The 15,901-nt window shown below is 34.7% G+C and carries 15 protein-coding genes and 1 pseudogene; 3 read left to right on the forward strand and 13 right to left on the reverse strand.

The window, feature by feature from the left end:
• Nucleotides 1-10: 10 nt before the first annotated feature.
• From FQU21_RS10660 to FQU21_RS10680, 5 genes are all read right to left on the reverse strand, one after another.
• Nucleotides 11-664 (reverse strand): alpha/beta hydrolase, encoded by a 654-nt coding sequence (locus FQU21_RS10660; RefSeq protein ID WP_147677992.1) that lies wholly within the window; start codon nucleotides 662-664, stop codon nucleotides 11-13.
• A gap of 32 nt (nucleotides 665-696) precedes the next feature.
• A complete protein-coding gene (locus FQU21_RS10665; protein WP_147677993.1) occupies nucleotides 697-1,029 on the reverse strand; it encodes a magnetosome magnetite crystal formation protein family in 333 nt (110 codons plus the stop codon).
• A gap of 4 nt (nucleotides 1,030-1,033) precedes the next feature.
• Nucleotides 1,034-2,290 carry a dihydroorotase gene (locus tag FQU21_RS10670; protein WP_147677994.1) on the reverse strand — a complete coding sequence of 419 codons (1,257 nt, stop codon included), beginning with the start codon at nucleotides 2,288-2,290 and terminating at the stop codon, nucleotides 1,034-1,036.
• Nucleotides 2,287-4,212 carry a BatA domain-containing protein gene (locus FQU21_RS10675; protein ID WP_147677995.1) on the reverse strand — a complete coding sequence of 642 codons (1,926 nt, stop codon included), beginning with the start codon at nucleotides 4,210-4,212 and terminating at the stop codon, nucleotides 2,287-2,289. The genes FQU21_RS10670 and FQU21_RS10675 overlap by 4 nt, the downstream gene beginning before the upstream one ends.
• A 91-nt stretch (nucleotides 4,213-4,303) precedes the next feature.
• The gene (locus tag FQU21_RS10680; RefSeq protein ID WP_147677996.1) at nucleotides 4,304-5,311 is read right to left on the reverse strand and encodes a glycosyltransferase family 2 protein; all 1,008 of its coding nucleotides are present in this window, start codon (nucleotides 5,309-5,311) and stop codon (nucleotides 4,304-4,306) included.
• A gap of 192 nt (nucleotides 5,312-5,503) precedes the next feature.
• Between FQU21_RS10680 and FQU21_RS10685 the strand changes: the two genes are divergently transcribed.
• Together FQU21_RS10685 and FQU21_RS10690 are read left to right on the forward strand one after the other, a co-directional pair.
• The gene (locus FQU21_RS10685) at nucleotides 5,504-7,399 is read left to right on the forward strand and encodes a M61 family metallopeptidase (protein ID WP_147677997.1); all 1,896 of its coding nucleotides are present in this window, start codon (nucleotides 5,504-5,506) and stop codon (nucleotides 7,397-7,399) included.
• A gap of 358 nt (nucleotides 7,400-7,757) precedes the next feature.
• Nucleotides 7,758-8,135: a hypothetical protein gene (locus tag FQU21_RS10690; protein WP_147677998.1), complete on the forward strand. Its 378-nt coding sequence runs from the start codon at nucleotides 7,758-7,760 to the stop codon at nucleotides 8,133-8,135.
• Between the two features lie 31 nt (nucleotides 8,136-8,166).
• Here the strand turns inward: FQU21_RS10690 and FQU21_RS10695 are convergent.
• The 8 genes and pseudogenes from FQU21_RS10695 to katG form a co-directional block, all read right to left on the reverse strand.
• A pseudogene (locus FQU21_RS10695) lies at nucleotides 8,167-8,553 on the reverse strand (DUF6933 domain-containing protein); the annotation flags it as partial.
• A gap of 181 nt (nucleotides 8,554-8,734) precedes the next feature.
• Entirely contained in the window at nucleotides 8,735-9,445 is a 711-nt protein-coding gene (locus FQU21_RS10700) for an aromatic aminobenezylarsenical efflux permease ArsG family transporter (RefSeq protein ID WP_147678000.1), read from the reverse strand.
• Entirely contained in the window at nucleotides 9,446-9,883 is a 438-nt protein-coding gene (locus FQU21_RS10705; protein ID WP_147678001.1) for a nitrophenyl compound nitroreductase subunit ArsF family protein, read from the reverse strand.
• Nucleotides 9,884-9,905: 22 nt separating this feature from the next.
• Complete coding sequence (locus tag FQU21_RS10710; protein WP_147678002.1) at nucleotides 9,906-10,883, reverse strand: permease; 978 nt, start codon at nucleotides 10,881-10,883, stop codon at nucleotides 9,906-9,908.
• Nucleotides 10,876-11,283 (reverse strand): OsmC family protein, encoded by a 408-nt coding sequence (locus tag FQU21_RS10715; protein ID WP_147678003.1) that lies wholly within the window; start codon nucleotides 11,281-11,283, stop codon nucleotides 10,876-10,878. Before FQU21_RS10715 ends, FQU21_RS10710 begins: the two co-directional genes overlap by 8 nt.
• Nucleotides 11,284-11,295: 12 nt before the next feature.
• A complete protein-coding gene (locus FQU21_RS10720) occupies nucleotides 11,296-11,532 on the reverse strand; it encodes a thioredoxin family protein (protein WP_147678004.1) in 237 nt (78 codons plus the stop codon).
• A 51-nt stretch (nucleotides 11,533-11,583) separates the two neighbouring features.
• The gene (locus tag FQU21_RS10725) at nucleotides 11,584-11,889 is read right to left on the reverse strand and encodes an ArsR/SmtB family transcription factor (protein ID WP_147678005.1); all 306 of its coding nucleotides are present in this window, start codon (nucleotides 11,887-11,889) and stop codon (nucleotides 11,584-11,586) included.
• Nucleotides 11,890-12,089: 200 nt separating this feature from the next.
• Nucleotides 12,090-14,324, reverse strand: coding sequence for a catalase/peroxidase HPI (gene katG / locus FQU21_RS10730; RefSeq protein ID WP_147678006.1), 2,235 nt, complete (start codon nucleotides 14,322-14,324; stop codon nucleotides 12,090-12,092).
• Nucleotides 14,325-14,937: 613 nt separating this feature from the next.
• On the opposite strand from katG, the gene FQU21_RS10735 reads away from it, so the two are divergent.
• Nucleotides 14,938-15,822 (forward strand): chromosome partitioning protein ParA, encoded by an 885-nt coding sequence (locus FQU21_RS10735; RefSeq protein WP_147678007.1) that lies wholly within the window; start codon nucleotides 14,938-14,940, stop codon nucleotides 15,820-15,822.
• Nucleotides 15,823-15,901 lie beyond the last annotated feature (79 nt).

The following is a 15,901-nucleotide window of genomic DNA, read 5'->3' on the forward strand; positions in this document are numbered from 1 at the left end:
ACCCCCAACCCTAAATCCTAGCCGACAACCATTCTTTTAATTCATAGAAATTTTGTGGCGCCACACCATGCCCAACAGGGAATTCCGAATATTTATGTTTAATATTCAATTTACTTAAATAAGGGGCGTTTTGTCTGGCCCAGTCTACCGGGATCACTTGATCAACGCTACCGTGAGAACAGTAAAAATCTAAATGGGCATAATCTTCCTTTTGGATGGGTTTTGGGAAAATATCTGGGTTAACATAACCACTTAATGCTACAATATTTTTAACTTTTTCTGGGTAAGTTAGTGCCACAGCATAGCTTAAAATACAACCTTGGCTAAAGCCTAAAAGCGACACGTTATCTTTATTTACAGGATAGGTTGCAACAGCCTCGTCTATAAATTTGGCAATTAAATCGCGAGATAAAATGGCTTGTTCGTTATCGCTCCATTTGCCTTTTTCAGCATCAAAATTAATGGCATACCAAGCATTTCCATAAGGTTGCATGGGGTAGGGCGCTTTTACCGAAATGATAAAAAGTTCCTCCGGTAATTCGCTTGCAAAGGAAAATAAATCGTTTTCATCGCTACCGTAGCCATGTAATAAAATGAGTAATGGCGCATTTTCGGACAATGTGGATTCACGAATAATATGTTCTAAAGAAAGCGATGTATTCATTGTTATGTTTTGGTTTAATGGAACTTATGTTTTTATTTGCCAAGATTAGCAAAAAGTTTTTGATAAAGGTCGCCAACTAAAGGAACGGCTTGTGCTTTTTTACTAATAGCATTGGTAAAGCCGAAAACAAAAAGTACAGCAAAAAAGATATAGAATCCCATAGACACTAACCAACTATCAAAACTACCAACAATATAACCTAAAGCAAAAAAGGTAAGCCATAACCCTAAGGCTTGTCGAATGTGAAAACTAGCAAATTCGCTTTTGTTTTCGTTATTTAAATAATACGCTATTATGGTTCCAAAAATGGTTAAATAACTAATTATGGCGTTTTTACGACCGGTTTCAATATCTTGTGCAGTCATTAAATTATGAATTTATAGAAATTTTATTATTAGAAATAATACCGTAAACCTTGCCTTTTAAAGTTTCACCTTCAAAAATGGCGTTTTTAGATTTCGATATAATATCCGTTTTAGAAAAGGTGTATTTAGTATCGGGGTTAAATAAGGCTAAATCGGCTTTATTTCCAATATTAATTGGGGTGTTTTCTAAACCAAATCTTGTTTTTCCTTTAGTTAAAACATCAATCGTTTTCTTGATGGTAAATAGAGAATTAAGTGCTCCAAAAGCAGATTCTAAACCAATAGTTCCGTATTTGGCGTGGTCGAATTCTACTTTTTTGTGCTCCACATCAATGGGGTTGTGGTCGCTAGTTACCATATCAATCGTGCCATCTTTTAGACCTTCAATTAAAGCATCCACATCACTTTGAATGCGTAACGGCGGTAATACTTTAAAGTGGGTGTTAAAATCGTTTAAAACCGCATCGGTAAAGTATAAATTATGAATAGCGACGCTACAGGTAATATCTAATTTTTTCTTTTTGGCTTCCCGAATTAAATCCACCGATTTGGCTGTAGAAATGGTTGGGATATGTAGTTTACCACCCGTATATTCTAATAAAAAGATATCGCGTGCTATTTGCAATTCTTCAGCAATTGCGGGAATACCTTTTAAACCAAGTGTCGTGCTTGTTATGTTTTCATTCATCACACCGCGACCGGCAATTTTATTTTCTTGTGGAAAGGCGCAAATTAATCCATCAAAATTACTCGCGTATTGCAAGGCAATTTTCATTAAATTCGGATTGGAAATCGATTTTTTATAATCGTAAAAAGCTACGGCTCCGGCAGATTTCATATCGAATAATTCGGCTAAATCTTCACCTTTACTTTCAACGGTTAAAGCACCAATAGGCAACAAATTTACGATGTGGTTTTGTGCTTTGGCATTCACAAAGGTAATGTTGGAGTTGCTGTCTATAACCGGATGGCTATTCGCATTCATAGCTACCGCGGTAAATCCAGAAGCAGCCGCCGTTTTTAATCCGTTTGCTATAGTGTCTCGCTCTTCGAAACCAGGCTCGCCAAAACTGACGCTACTATCAAACCAACCTTGCGAAATATGTAAATTATCAAATTGAATTTCTCGATATTTTCCTGGATTTGGAATCGATTTGGCAATGGCAGTAATCGTACCTTTTTCAATTAATATATCTTGAGTACTGTTATGAAACTCGCTTTTAGAATCTATTATCGTGGCCGATTTTATAAGTATGTTCATTTAAAATATTTTAATATGCACATTTCAGTAAGTAAAAACGCTAATGCAAAAATAACAAACCATTTCCATAGCGCATTAATTTTTGAGTCACTTTTTATGGTGTCGAAAACTTGTGCAACGGCGTTGTTTAGCTCGATGTTTTTGGTGTTCGATAAGTCGGTGTAAGTTAAAGAACTTTCGGCTCTATCATAATTATAACTCACGTTTTTAATAATTTCTGTCTTATTTTCAACTTTGTAAATACTCGCCAAATTAGGCGTTTCCGAAGTTTTTACAACTACTTTATTATTGAAAAGTTGCTGTTCCGGAATCATATTTATCGTTCCGTTGGATAAGGATAATACGGCATCTTGCTGCAATTGGGTGTTCACTTCAAAACTATTATTTTTCCCTATGGTGTAATACAATTCGGGGATTTTAAAACTGTATTTCCCAATGGTGTAAAGCGTGGGAACAATTAAAGGTGAATTTTTAAAGTTTGAATGGTTGCTATTTAAAGCCGACGTAAATACAAAAGTATTTTTATTTTGAAATAGAAAAGGACTGCTATCTTCATAATTAAGAATGGAAGATACGCTGTTGCTATTCAAATTATAAAACCCGTTTACTTTTGGGTATTGAAAATTGCTGACTTGTTTTTCAAACACGCCATTGTTAAATAACGGATGTGCATAATTTATAGTGGTGATGCGTTTTTCGGTTTCATTATAATTGCTAAAAGCAGATTGATAATTTTGCAACAAATCATTGTAAGAACCGATGTTAATATGGCTAGACGGAATGATAACCAATGCGCCACCTTGGCTGGTGAATTGTTTTAAAGCGGCAATGAGCGCATTTGGGATGTTGTTAATTTCATTTAAAACAATCAGGTTTTGAGACTCTAAAATATTATAGTTTAATTGATTTAATTCTGAAGCAGTGTAGTTAAACTCATCTTCGGTATAAATGCGTTTTAGGAAATCGTCATCGGTTTCGTTTATTGCTAAAACGTGCACTTTTGATGTGTTGTTAATGTTGAAAAACAAGCTGTTGTCAAACTGTAAACTGGCATCATCTATCGTGATTTTACCGTTTATTATTTTATTGGTTGGTAAAGTAAATAAGGTTTGCGCTTCTTTGTCGATACTTACCGATGTTTTTGCAATTAAAGTGTCGTTATTAAAAAGCGATACAGGTAAATTTTCAATAGCAGTGCCGTTGTTTTTTAAACGAACGCTTAGTTGAATTTCCGATGCTGTTTTTTCAGAAATAAAAGCACTATCAATAGCGATGTTTTGGTTGTTAACAGGTTTTAGTTGAACAAAATAATTTGTTTTTAATGAATCTTTTTCAATCGAAAACGGTGGATTATTATCTTGAAAATCGGATATGAAAACCAAGTTTTTTAAACTGCTTTTTTGTTTGCTAAAAAAGGTGTTACTTTTTAAAAATGCGGCTTGTGTGCTGAGTGGCGTCGCGGCATAATCCAGTTGTAGCAGTTCGTTTTTTATGGTTTTAACTGTGGTGTTTTTAAACACCTCGTTATTGGTTAAAAGCGTGATGTTTTCATCTTCGGGAACATGTCCTATAATATCTTGTACGGCACGTTTTAAAAGTTCGCCTTGCGGACCTTTACTTTGCATACTAAAGGAGTTATCCAAATAAATAACGGTTTCCTTTTTCGATTTAAAACTCGTGGTTTTCGAAGTAAATGGTTGTGCAAAAGCGAGAACAATACAGGCTAACAGCAACAAACGCATGCAGAGAATAAGCCATTTTTTTATTTGCGAACTTTTGCGGGCTTGCAGTTTGGCTTCTTTTAAAAAAGCCACGTTAGTAAAACTGACTTTTTCAAATTTTCGTAATTGAAATAAATGAACAATTATAGGGATAATCAGTAAAAATAACGCGTAAAGAAGTTCTGGGTGTTTAAACTGCATGTTTTTTTATAATTAGACAAATATAGAGAATGAAAAAAATATTGCCACAAATTCACAGATGTTTTTCTAATAATCCGTGACTAAAATAATATCAGCAGAAAAACACATAGTCTGCCATGGGTTTTAGGTGTAAGGCCTTCATATATTTTAAAATATCTTTTTGCTCCGTTTTATTGGCAACGGTAATAATACTTTGGGCGTTTCCTACGGTTTTTAAATAACTAAAAGGTTTTAGGATGACACCGTAAATATCGCGTCCAATTTTATTCGGATTATCACAAATCCATTCAAATTTCAGCTGCTTTTCAATCAGTTTTTTCGCAATGGTTTTTCCTTTTTTTCCCGCACCCCAAATCACTAAAGTTTTGTTGGGGTTATAATCGAGTTCTAAAAAATATTTCAGTTTAATATCTATAAAATGATTCTCGGCATAATGCACGTGGGTGCGGGACGCTCGGGTTTGGTAATCGCGCCAATTGTGTAGCACTTCATTACAAGGAATACAAGTGAAACCCTGTTTGTAAAAGCGGAAGGCTAAATCATAATCTTCCGGATAGCGGTTGGGATTAAAGGCTCCGCAGGCTATTAAATCACTGCGATAAACCATCCAGCAAGGCGATGGAATAACACATTCTTTATAAATTTCAGAAAAATTATGGCCTTTTTCTGTTAAGCCATTCAACCAAATTTCATAATTTTTAAAACCATCTTTTATACCTTCTTCCGAAAAATATTTTACCAATCCCACCGCAACGTGCGCCTTTCCGTGGGTTAATAAATTATGCGCCAAAATTTCTAGTTTGTTGGGTTGCATAATATCATCGCTATCCATGCGGGTAATAAGTTCGCCGTTACTTTTAGAAAAGGCAAGGTGCAGCGCATCAATAATACCCTGCCCTGTGTTTTTAAATAGCTGGATTCTTTCATCTTTACAGGCAAAAGCATTGACAATATTGAAGCTGTTATCGGTAGAACCATCGTCTACAATAAGTAATTCCCAGTTGCTATAACTTTGATTAAGTATAGAGGTTAAGCAGGGTTTTAAATAGGCTCCCGTATTTTTAAACGGAATTAAAATGCTGATGAGTGGGTTTTGCATGCCGCTAATTTAACAAAACCTTAGTAGAATAATATATAACATAATAGTAATTTCGACCTCACTTATTTATACAGTAAAAAGTAAGCAAGAGTGTATTGAAAATTCTTTGTATTTTGCTAAAATAAAGCCTGTGTAAATTACCGTTGTGCCAAGCTATATCTAGCACAGCATTAATTAAATTAAAAGTAATATATGAATATCAAGTTCCTTTCCGCATCTGTCATGATGGGGCTTTTGTTAGCCAGTTGTAGTGCAACAAAAAACGCAAAAAACGATTTAGCCGTAAGTTTACCAATAGAGACTTCTATTAATTTAAACAATGTGGTTAACGATAAAGCACCGGTAACCATTAATCCTGGCCGTTTTACAGTGCCTAGCGTAACCTATAGGTTACCAAGAGTGGTACAAGGCACTTATGCCGTTAGTGATTTTGGGAAATATGTGGACGATTTTAAAGCCTTAAATTATAAAGGTGAAAGTATGCCGGTGGTAAAGGTTGATAAAAATACCTGGACCATTGCCAACGCCAAAGAACTCGATAAAATAACCTATTTAGTAAACGATACTTTCGATATTGAAACCAAAGGCGGTATTGGGGGCGATGAGCCTTTTTCGCCATCGGGAACCAATATTGAGCCTGAAAATTATGTGCTTAATTTACACGGGTTTATTGGGTATTTCGATTCGTTAAAGAACAATCAATACAAATTAGAGGTTACAGGTCCATCAGGTTTTGTGCGTTCCTCTGCATTACAAACTGTAGATTCTAAAACCAGTACCGATGGAAAAAGCATAACCACCAGTTATTTTGCACCGCGTTATTTCGATATTACCGATAACCCAATGATGTATGGCGATTTGGATGTTGAAGAGTTTATGGTAGGCGATATTAAAATTGTATTGAGTGTGTATTCTCCAAATAAAGTGCATTCCGCAGCGTCTTTAAAAGAAACAATTTTTAAAATGATGCAAGCGCAAAAAGCCTTTTTAGGCGATGTTAATACCACCCCACGATACGATATTTTCTTATATTTATCTACTGGAGAAGATGATGCTCCAAAAGGTTTTGGTGCCCTAGAGCACCATAAATCTACGGTTGTGGTATTGCCTGAAGCCATGGATGAAGAGATGCTTGCTTCGAGTATGACCGATGTGGTCTCTCACGAGTTTTTCCATATTGTAACGCCGTTAAGTGTACACTCTGAAGATGTGCATTATTTCGATTATAACAACCCAACATTTTCCAAACATTTATGGATGTACGAAGGCGTAACCGAATATTTTGCTAATCTATTTCAAGTGAAAGAAGGCTTGATTTCAGAAGATGAATTCTTCAATAAAATGATGGAAAAAGTAGCGGCTTCAAAAGATTTAAACGATGCCATGAGCTTTACCATAATGAGCGAAAATGTATTAAAAGCTCCTTATAAAGATCAATACCTAAATGTGTATCAAAAAGGCGCATTAATAGGCATGTGTATCGATATTATGTTGCGTGAAGAAAGCAATGGGCAACGCGGTATTTTATCTTTAATGAAAGAATTGTCTAATAAATACGGGAAAAATAAACCGTTTGAAGACGATAAATTAATAGACGAAATTGTCGCCATGACTTACCCGTCGTTACGCGATTTTTTCGATAATCATGTTATTGGAGATATTCCAATTAGCTATAACACCTATTTAAATAAAGTAGGACTAGAAATTGGCGAAGGCCAAGTAGAAACGGGCTATGTGCAAAATGGAGGAACCCTTTTATTTGGTGCCGATCCACAAAAAGGACAAGTGTTTTTTACCGATGGCGTAACCGATAATAGTTTCTGGAAAGCCCAAGGCGTACAACCAAACGATGTGTTAAAAGCCGTCGATGGCGAGCTATTTACTATGGCAAATGCAAACGATTTATTACAAAAAATGTTTATGTGGACACCAGGAACCGATATAAATGTCACCTTGGAGCGCGATGGAAAAGATATTGAAATCAAGACCAAAACCACAAAATCTTATACTACCGGAAGCGGTATTTTTGTAAAGGCCGATGCTACCGATGCTCAAAAAACATTACGTGAAGCTTGGTTAAAAGGCTAGTCTTTTAAAACAACTTATAATTTAAAAAACGATTGATGAACGGTTAAGTTTATCAATCGTTTTTTTTTGGCGTTACCCGAAAAGGGTCGGGCTTTCCGCTATATCTTTTTACAATAGGATTCCGTTTTATTTCAACTATGAAAAGGAGATTAAACATAGGTCATAACCAGAAAAAAAGTAATCGTGATTTTTGTAAAAAGGATGCCGCATCAATCCCTAACGCACCCGTTTGCCAAGGTCGTTGTTTTATTATAGTTCGTTTTATGTATAAAAAAATTAGAGGCATTATTAGAAAAACCTAAAGATATAATTAGATAAAAAAGAGAAGAGCTATTTGTACATTTTCTATCTTTGCAGCATGAGTGAATTTAAAGATTTTTTTGAAGCCTTACAGCAAAGTGTACAAAACGATGAGTTTGTAAAATTAACATTAAGCAAACCGCTTAGAAAGCGTGAAGGCTTAATTAATGTATATATGCGTTTGTTTGTGGTCGATGGTAAAGACATTTTTCAACTTAAATACCGTCATACCGAAGAGGAACTGTATAAGCAGTTTTCTTTAAAAGAAGCCATTGCCGAATTGGAGATCTTGTTAACCGATACGTTTAGAACAGGAACCTTATTTACTTTAAACGAAGATTTATTAGTAACGGTTTCTAAGAAAAAACTAGTATCGTACAGAACCACAGCACCAAGTTTTAAAAATAAATTACCAGAAGTCCCATTAGAATCTTAGAGTTTTTCAAAAAGCAGAGGCTTTCGTTTTACTATTTCGCCAATAAGTTTTTCATAGCTTCAACCGAATCTGTATAATCCGACATTTTTCGTCCTTTTCCTAAATGAATTGGGATGGTGTTCATTCGGTTTGTTAAGTCGTTTATTGGCATGTTTTCTAAAGTTCCAAATTCATCTTTCCACCAATCCAATAGTTCAATACTTTGGTTTTGGAATCCAGCTGTACTTCGGTCGTTATCGGTTGGTAGAAAATTCAATTTACCAATCATAGTATCCAGCGTTTCAAAATTCATTGGGATACCATCATAAATAAATTGAGTACAAAGCGCCTCTTTAAAAGTTTGATCCATTTTTTTATAATCCGATGCTTTTATATCGGTGAGAATAACATTGTATTTCGTTAATCCGTTTGTAATAAGCCAGCATTTTTTTCAATTCACATAAAATATGGTGGCCTTCCATTTACCAAGAATTCCGGGATTAGATGCTTGTTCCGTTGAGATCAGTTTTTTTACTAACTTTTCTAACTTTTTTGTGGTATGGATGTGTGTTGTTTTCAAAATGGCAGGCTAATTTATTATAAAATCGCTTTCGTATAGGCTACTGTAATAGTCCTATAAAAATGGAAATATAATATAATCCTGTCAATATAAAAACGACACCGGCAACGGTTCGCATCACTTTTTCAATTTTGGTGATTTTATTATAGAATAGCCCAACTTTACCGGCCGTAAATGCTAATAAATAGGTGAATAAAATAACGGGTAATCCTGTGCCGAGTGCAAATATTATGGGTAAATACAATCCATCTGCCGATGCTATCGACATGGGAATTAGCATGCCGAAAAATAAAGCCCCACTATACGGGCAAAAGGCCAAAGCAAAAACCACACCGATTAAAAACGCGCCTAATAATCCTTTGTCTTTAAATTTATCGGATAGTTTGTCTTGAAAATTAGAGGTTCCTAAAAAATTAAGTTTGATAATATTCAGCATAATTAACCCAATAATAATGAGTAATGGGCCCAAAAATTTTTCACCATTCTGATTAAAAAACCGCGCAATATGAAATTTACTAGCCCCAAAATATAATATGAACCCAATAGCGGTATAACTAAAACCTCTACCTAAAGAGTATAGCAAGCCGCTTAAAAAGACTTTCCGTTTGCTCGAAATATTTTTAGAAATAAAGGCGGTTGCAGTAATATTGGTTGCCAATGGGCAGGGGCTTATGGCGGTCATAAGCCCCAAGATAAAGGCAGATACAATTGGAATGTTATAATTTTCTAAAAGTGATTTTAAAAAATCCATTTATAGCGTTTTTAGTGCGGTATCAATTTTAGTTTTTAGTGCTTTGGAAAAGGCGTCTTGGTCGTTTCCATTCATAAAAGCAAAATCGGTTAAATCCATTTTAGTTTCCGTTCCGTTTTTAATTACATTTATAATTAATGCGGTACCAGCAGCTTCAAATTTTTCGGCAACCTGTTCATTTTCTTTTTTATCAACATCAATTACTTGAAATGTGATTATATTGGTTTTTAGTTCTTTTGAAAAATAAGTATCTAAAGTATATTTTGTGTTGGCTTCAATAGCTTTACAGGTTACACATCTATGCGTCGAGTGAAAATCTAGTACTTCTATTTTAGAAACGGATTGATTTACAGCTTGAGCTTTGTCTTTGTTTTGTCCGTTACATGCTGTTAATAGGAATGTAAGGGTTAAAATGGTGATGAATTTTAATGTTTTCATAGTATGTTAATTATTGATGTTTTTATAGTATAATATTGAATAAATATCCCGAAATGATAATACAAAGTGTAACCACTCCAAAAAAGATTCCAATGAGTTTTAAGGTCATTACTTTCTTTAAAAGCATCGCTTCGGGTAAGGAGAGGCCAACAACGCCCATCATAAAAGCAATGGCAGTTCCTAGCGGAATCCCTTTAGCAACCAAAACCTGTGCAACGGGCAATATTCCGGAAGCATTAGAGTACATAGGCACGGCTAAAATGGTTGCAATGGGCACGGCAAAAAGGTTGTCTTTTGCCATATATTTTTCAAAAAAGCCTTCAGGAATATAGCCATGCATAAGGCCGCCAATAGCGATACCAACAATAACATAAGGAATGACACCTTTCAGGATATTCAGGACTTCATCCCAAATAATGGGCAAGCGTTCTTTTAAAGATTTTTTTTCAGCAATAAAGGACTCTTGTTCTTTTTGTGCATTGGCTAAAACGCCTTTTACCCATGGTGTTAAATAGGTTTCTAATTTTAATTTTTGAAGAATGACGCCAGAAATGGTTCCTAATAGAATACCACTAATAACATAAATAATAGTCGTTTTAACTCCAAATAACCCAATAAAAAGTCCGATAGCAACTTCGTTAACTAAAGGAGAGGTAATTAGAAAAGCAAACGTAACACCCAATGGAATACCACCTCTTACAAATCCTATAAACAACGGTACCGAAGAGCAGGAGCAGAAAGGCGTAACTACACCAAACAGACTTGCCATAAGGTATTCCAGGCCGTATAATTTATTTCTAGATAGGTAATTTTTAACTTTATCTATCGGAAAATAACTGTTTACAATGCCCATAAAAAAGATGATTACAAAAAGTAATATGAGAATTTTTACGGTATCGTAAATAAAGAAGTTGAGGGCTTCGGCTAAATGTTGGCCTTTGTTTAAGTTTAAAATATTATAAACAAACCAATCGGCTAAATGTTGTATCCAATCAAACATGATTCATTTGGTTTATAGTTCCTGAAATGGTACAGGATAATTTTATGGTATTATAGATAGTTCCAAACTTTTCAATATTCCTTTTTAATAAATCGGTATTCAATTTATTATCGTCGCTATAGATGGTTAAATTGTAGGTAATCTCGTCCAATCGTGGTGGGTTTTCTAGACGCGTAGCTTGGACTTCAAGCGTGGCTTTGGAATAGTTAAATGGCATCATACCCGAAAAGCGTTCCACATTTTTTAGCATACAAGCAGCAAAAGACCCCAAGAATAATTCTGCCGGATTGGGTAAAGTTTGCGCGGTTTTAGTGGTAGTGCCAAAATCGATTTGAGATGCTTTTATATGAATAACAGCATCTTCATTCCAAAGGGAGGATGCTTTGATATGATAATTCATAACTAAAGTTGTTTAGTTTAAAAGCGACAATACTTCATCTTTTGATGGGATTCTTCCTTTTATGGTGATCACATTATCTATTACCAAAGCGGGTGTGCTCATCACGTTGAACTTCATAATTTCTTCAATATCCTCCACTTTTTCAATGCTGGCATCTATGTTGTTTTCTGAAACAACATCTTGAACAAGACTCGTCATTGTTTTACATTTTGGACAACCGGTTCCTAAGATTTTAATTACTTTACTCATGATATTTGTATTTGTTTATCGTAAATAAACGATAAGGTTGTTAAAAAAATATCACTCAAAAAATTGTTGAAATAATGATTTTGCAATATTCCAATTTTCTTGATTGATACAATATTTTATTTTGGGTGGTTTTAATTCCCCTTGAATTAAACCCGCATTTTTCAATTCTTTAAGATGTTGAGAAATTGTAGATTGTGCTAAAGGAAATACTTCTACCAAATCGCCTGTAAAACAACAAGACTGATTGTCGAGATGTTTTAAAATAGCAATACGAGTAGGGTGCGCCAAGGCTTTAGCAAATTTTGCTAAGGCTTCGGTGTTTTCTTTATATTCTATAGGTTCTAAATTTCTTTTCATATTTCTTATCGCAAATATACGATTGGTTTTTTCGTTGGAAAATGACAAATATCATGTTCGTCTAAAGATATAGATTACAAGCTGGATTTAAAAAAAATAAAGCTCAAAAGAAAGAGTTCCTGTTGAGCTTTATAAAGTGATTCTAATTAATGAAGATAAGTTGTGTTTTATCTGTACCCATTAATTTACTGAGTTTATATTTATTTCAAATCAAATCGATCGGCATTCATCACTTTAGTCCATGCTTTTACAAAATCGATTACAAATTTTTCTTTGTTGTCGTCTTGTGCATAAACTTCAGCATAAGAGCGTAAAATAGAGTTAGATCCAAATACTAAATCCATACGGGTTGCGGTCCATTTTACAGTACCTGTTTTACGATTACGAATTTCGTATAATCCATTTTCTGTTGGCTTCCATGTGTTATCCATATCAGTTAAATTCACAAAGAAATCATTGGTTAAAGCTCCAATAGTATCTGTAAACACTCCGTGTTTTGTGTTGTCATAGTTTGTACCTAACATTCTCATACCTCCAACAAGCACGGTCATTTCTGGAGCTGTTAACCCCATAAGTTGCGTTCGGTCTAGCATTAATTCTTCAGGACTTACTACATAATCTTTTTTGCTATAATTACGATAACCATCAGCAAGAGGTTCTAAATATTCAAAAGATTCAGCATCGGTCATGTCATCTGTGGCATCTCCACGACCTGCAGAAAAAGGTACGGTGGTGTCAAAACCAGCCGCTTTTATAGCGTGTTCTAAACCAACATTACCGGCTAATACTATGGTATCTGCTATGCTAATTCCAAATTCAGCCGCAATAGGTTCTAAAACAGATAAAACATATGCTAAGCGTTTAGGTTCATTACCTTCCCAATCTTTTTGAGGGGCTAAGCGAATACGGGCACCATTGGCTCCACCACGCATATCCGATCCACGATAGGTACGTGCACTATCCCAAGCGGTAGCAACCATTTCTGAAATAGATAATCCCGATGCTGCAATTTTTGCTTTTACAGCTTCTACATCATAATCTGTAGTGCCAGCAGGAATAGGATCTTGCCAAATTAAATCTTCTTGAGGCACATCTGGGCCAAAATAATTCGCTTTTGGTCCTAAATCTCTATGGGTTAATTTAAACCAAGCACGGGCAAAAGTTTCCGAAAAGTATTCTTGGTCGTTCATGAATTTTAATGATATTTCCTTATATATAGGATCTACTTTCATAGCCATATCAGCATCTGTCATCATTGGGTTATGACGAATACTTGCATCTTCAACATCTACCGGTCTGTTTTCTTCTTTAATGTTCACAGGTTCCCATTGCCATGCACCAGCAGGACTTTTTACAGATTCCCATTCGTGGTTAAATAACATATCGAAAAAGCCACCATCCCATTTTGTAGGGTGTGTGGTCCATGCGCCTTCTAATCCGCTAGTTACCGTATAACGTCCCTTTCCAGATTTATAAGGATTATGCCAGCCTAAGCCTTGTTCTTCTACATTTGCTGCTTCAGGTTCTGGTCCTAAAATATTGGCGTCGCCATTACCATGTGTTTTACCAACGGTATGTCCACCAGCTGTTAAAGCAACAGTTTCTTCATCATTCATAGCCATACGTGCAAATGTTTCACGTACTTGAGCTGCTGTTTTTAACGGATCTTGTTGGCCGTTAACGCCTTCTGGGTTTACATAAATTAGCCCCATTTGTACCGCGGCTAAAGGATTTTCCATTGTAGAAGGTTTGTCTACATTATCATAACGCTCATCACTTGGTGCTAACCATTCTTTTTCTGCTCCCCAATAGGTGTCTTTTTCGGGATGCCAGATATCTGGACGTCCAAACGCGAAACCATAAGTTTTTAAGCCCATGTTTTCATAAGCAATAGTACCAGCCAAAACAATTAAATCTGCCCAACTTACTTTATTGCCATATTTTTTCTTGATAGGCCATAATAAACGTCTTGCTTTATCTAAACTCACATTGTCTGGCCAAGAATTTAAAGGCGCAAAACGTTGGTTACCAGTACCACCGCCACCACGGCCATCGGTTATACGGTACGATCCGGCAGCGTGCCAAGACAAACGAATCATTAACCCTCCGTAATGTCCCCAATCTGCAGGCCACCAATCTTGACTATCCGTCATTAAGGCGTGCATATCTTTTTTTAGAGCTTCAACATCTAGTTTTTTTAATTCTTCATGATAATCAAAATCGGCTCCTAAAGGATTTGTTTTAGTATCATGTTGATGTAAAATATCTAGGTTTAGGGCATTGGGCCACCAATCCATAACATTAGATTTTGTAGCGGTATTTGCGCCATGCATTACTGGGCATTTTCCTAAGGAGGAATTATTATTAGCTTCAGTAATTATTGGAGCTTCATTTTGTTGTTGATGGTGTGGGCATTTACTTTTATCATTTTCCATAGTGAAAGGGTTATGTTTTTAATATGTTTCTTAGTGTCAAAGTTAGTCTAATAGTTCGCTGTTAATTCTAGTGTTTAATTTTCATATTTTATTTAGTCATAAGAAAAATTTATAGATAAAACAAAATATATAGCTATATGTTATTTGTTGTGATGCAATGAAGAAATGAAATTAATAGATTGTTACATAGAGAAAGTGATATTTAAAATTGTAAAAAAATATGAATTTCATAATGCTCTAAGATAACTTATTTTTTAACCAAAGTCAAACGTAACTAGGGAATTAACGGGATACTTTTTAGGTCGATGTGTTTTATTATGATAAAACCGAATAGTTGTTTTTTGTTTTTGGTAGCATAAAAACTAAATATAGTGTAATTTATTTCATTCATTTTTTTGAATTTTACCGCTTTAATTTTAGTAAAACCTTGAATTTGGTTTAAGTAAAATATGTTTTGGTTCGTGTAGAAGTTTCTATGATTATTATTTGTTAATAAAAAAGAAAGCGACCTTTTTTAGGAGCTAATACATCTAAAATTAATACTATTGCGTATATATTAGCAGGTAAAGCAAAAGCTTTAGCATTTGCAATTAAACATTAAAAAACAAAGAATATGGAAAATAATAGTAAAAGTACAGGTTTAAAAATAGCATTAGGGGTGGCTTTGGTTTTATTTTTAGGAACTGGTTTTTATGCCTTAAATCTTAGTAAAAAAAGTAGTGAAGTTGAAAAAGAGTTAACCGAGCAAAAACGTTTGGTGATGGATGACCTTAATACTATGGCAAAACAATATGATGAGGCTATTAGTGAAAATAAAATATCAAATAATAATTTGATTGAAGCTAGAGGACGAATTCAAGGCTTAATAGATTCGTTAAAAATATCTGAAACCAATGTAAAAAGTTTGTGGCGATACAAACAAAAATATGTATCGTTACAAAAAGAAATGAATGCCTTACTAGCACAAAACGATTCGTTACGTGCACAAAACTCGTATTTAGCAACCTCTTTAGATAGTACACGCGTACGATTGGAGGAGCGTACCATGTTTAACGATTCTTTATTAAGTCAAAACACGGCTTTAGCCGAAGTCGTAAACAAGGCATCGGTTTTAGGTGCGTATGGATTAAAGGGTTCGGGAGTTATAGAGCGGGCATCGGGAAAATTAATACCAACCGAACGTGCTAGACGTACCGATAAAATTAGAGTGTGTTTTACAGTAACCAAAAATACATTAGTACAAAGTGGCGATCAAGAATTGTATGTACAAATTATAGATCCATTAAACCATACTTTGGGTTTAAATGAACAAGTTCAGTTTGATGAAACGATCCTGAATTATTCTCTAATTAGTAAATTTAATTATGAAAATGCAAGCCTAGATATTTGCGAATATATAGCCACAAAGGATAAAGAAAAATTTGAAGAAGGACGCTATGTGGTTAAGGTTTATAATGAGCAGAATTTAGTTGCCACTACAGAATTTACTTTGAAATAGATTTAATACGTATCACTTAATAATGAAAACTCAAGTTTTTTAGACTTGAGTTTTTTTATGTTGTAAATACAAAACAGAT

The organism is Algibacter pacificus (assembly GCF_008033385.1).
GTDB classification, from domain to species: Bacteria; Bacteroidota; Bacteroidia; order Flavobacteriales; family Flavobacteriaceae; genus Algibacter; species Algibacter pacificus.

Coding starts and splice junctions, on each gene's coding strand:
- FQU21_RS10660 (WP_147677992.1), bottom strand. CDS start 664: ATGAATACATCGCTTTCTTTAGAACATATTATTCGTGAATCCACATTG.
- FQU21_RS10665 (WP_147677993.1), bottom strand. CDS start 1,029: ATGACTGCACAAGATATTGAAACCGGTCGTAAAAACGCCATAATTAGT.
- FQU21_RS10670 (WP_147677994.1), bottom strand. CDS start 2,290: ATGAACATACTTATAAAATCGGCCACGATAATAGATTCTAAAAGCGAG.
- FQU21_RS10675 (WP_147677995.1), bottom strand. CDS start 4,212: ATGCAGTTTAAACACCCAGAACTTCTTTACGCGTTATTTTTACTGATT.
- FQU21_RS10680 (WP_147677996.1), bottom strand. CDS start 5,311: ATGCAAAACCCACTCATCAGCATTTTAATTCCGTTTAAAAATACGGGA.
- FQU21_RS10685 (WP_147677997.1), top strand. CDS start 5,504: ATGAATATCAAGTTCCTTTCCGCATCTGTCATGATGGGGCTTTTGTTA.
- FQU21_RS10690 (WP_147677998.1), top strand. CDS start 7,758: ATGAGTGAATTTAAAGATTTTTTTGAAGCCTTACAGCAAAGTGTACAA.
- FQU21_RS10700 (WP_147678000.1), bottom strand. CDS start 9,445: ATGGATTTTTTAAAATCACTTTTAGAAAATTATAACATTCCAATTGTA.
- FQU21_RS10705 (WP_147678001.1), bottom strand. CDS start 9,883: ATGAAAACATTAAAATTCATCACCATTTTAACCCTTACATTCCTATTA.
- FQU21_RS10710 (WP_147678002.1), bottom strand. CDS start 10,883: ATGTTTGATTGGATACAACATTTAGCCGATTGGTTTGTTTATAATATT.
- FQU21_RS10715 (WP_147678003.1), bottom strand. CDS start 11,283: ATGAATTATCATATCAAAGCATCCTCCCTTTGGAATGAAGATGCTGTT.
- FQU21_RS10720 (WP_147678004.1), bottom strand. CDS start 11,532: ATGAGTAAAGTAATTAAAATCTTAGGAACCGGTTGTCCAAAATGTAAA.
- FQU21_RS10725 (WP_147678005.1), bottom strand. CDS start 11,889: ATGAAAAGAAATTTAGAACCTATAGAATATAAAGAAAACACCGAAGCC.
- katG (WP_147678006.1), bottom strand. CDS start 14,324: ATGGAAAATGATAAAAGTAAATGCCCACACCATCAACAACAAAATGAA.
- FQU21_RS10735 (WP_147678007.1), top strand. CDS start 14,938: ATGGAAAATAATAGTAAAAGTACAGGTTTAAAAATAGCATTAGGGGTG.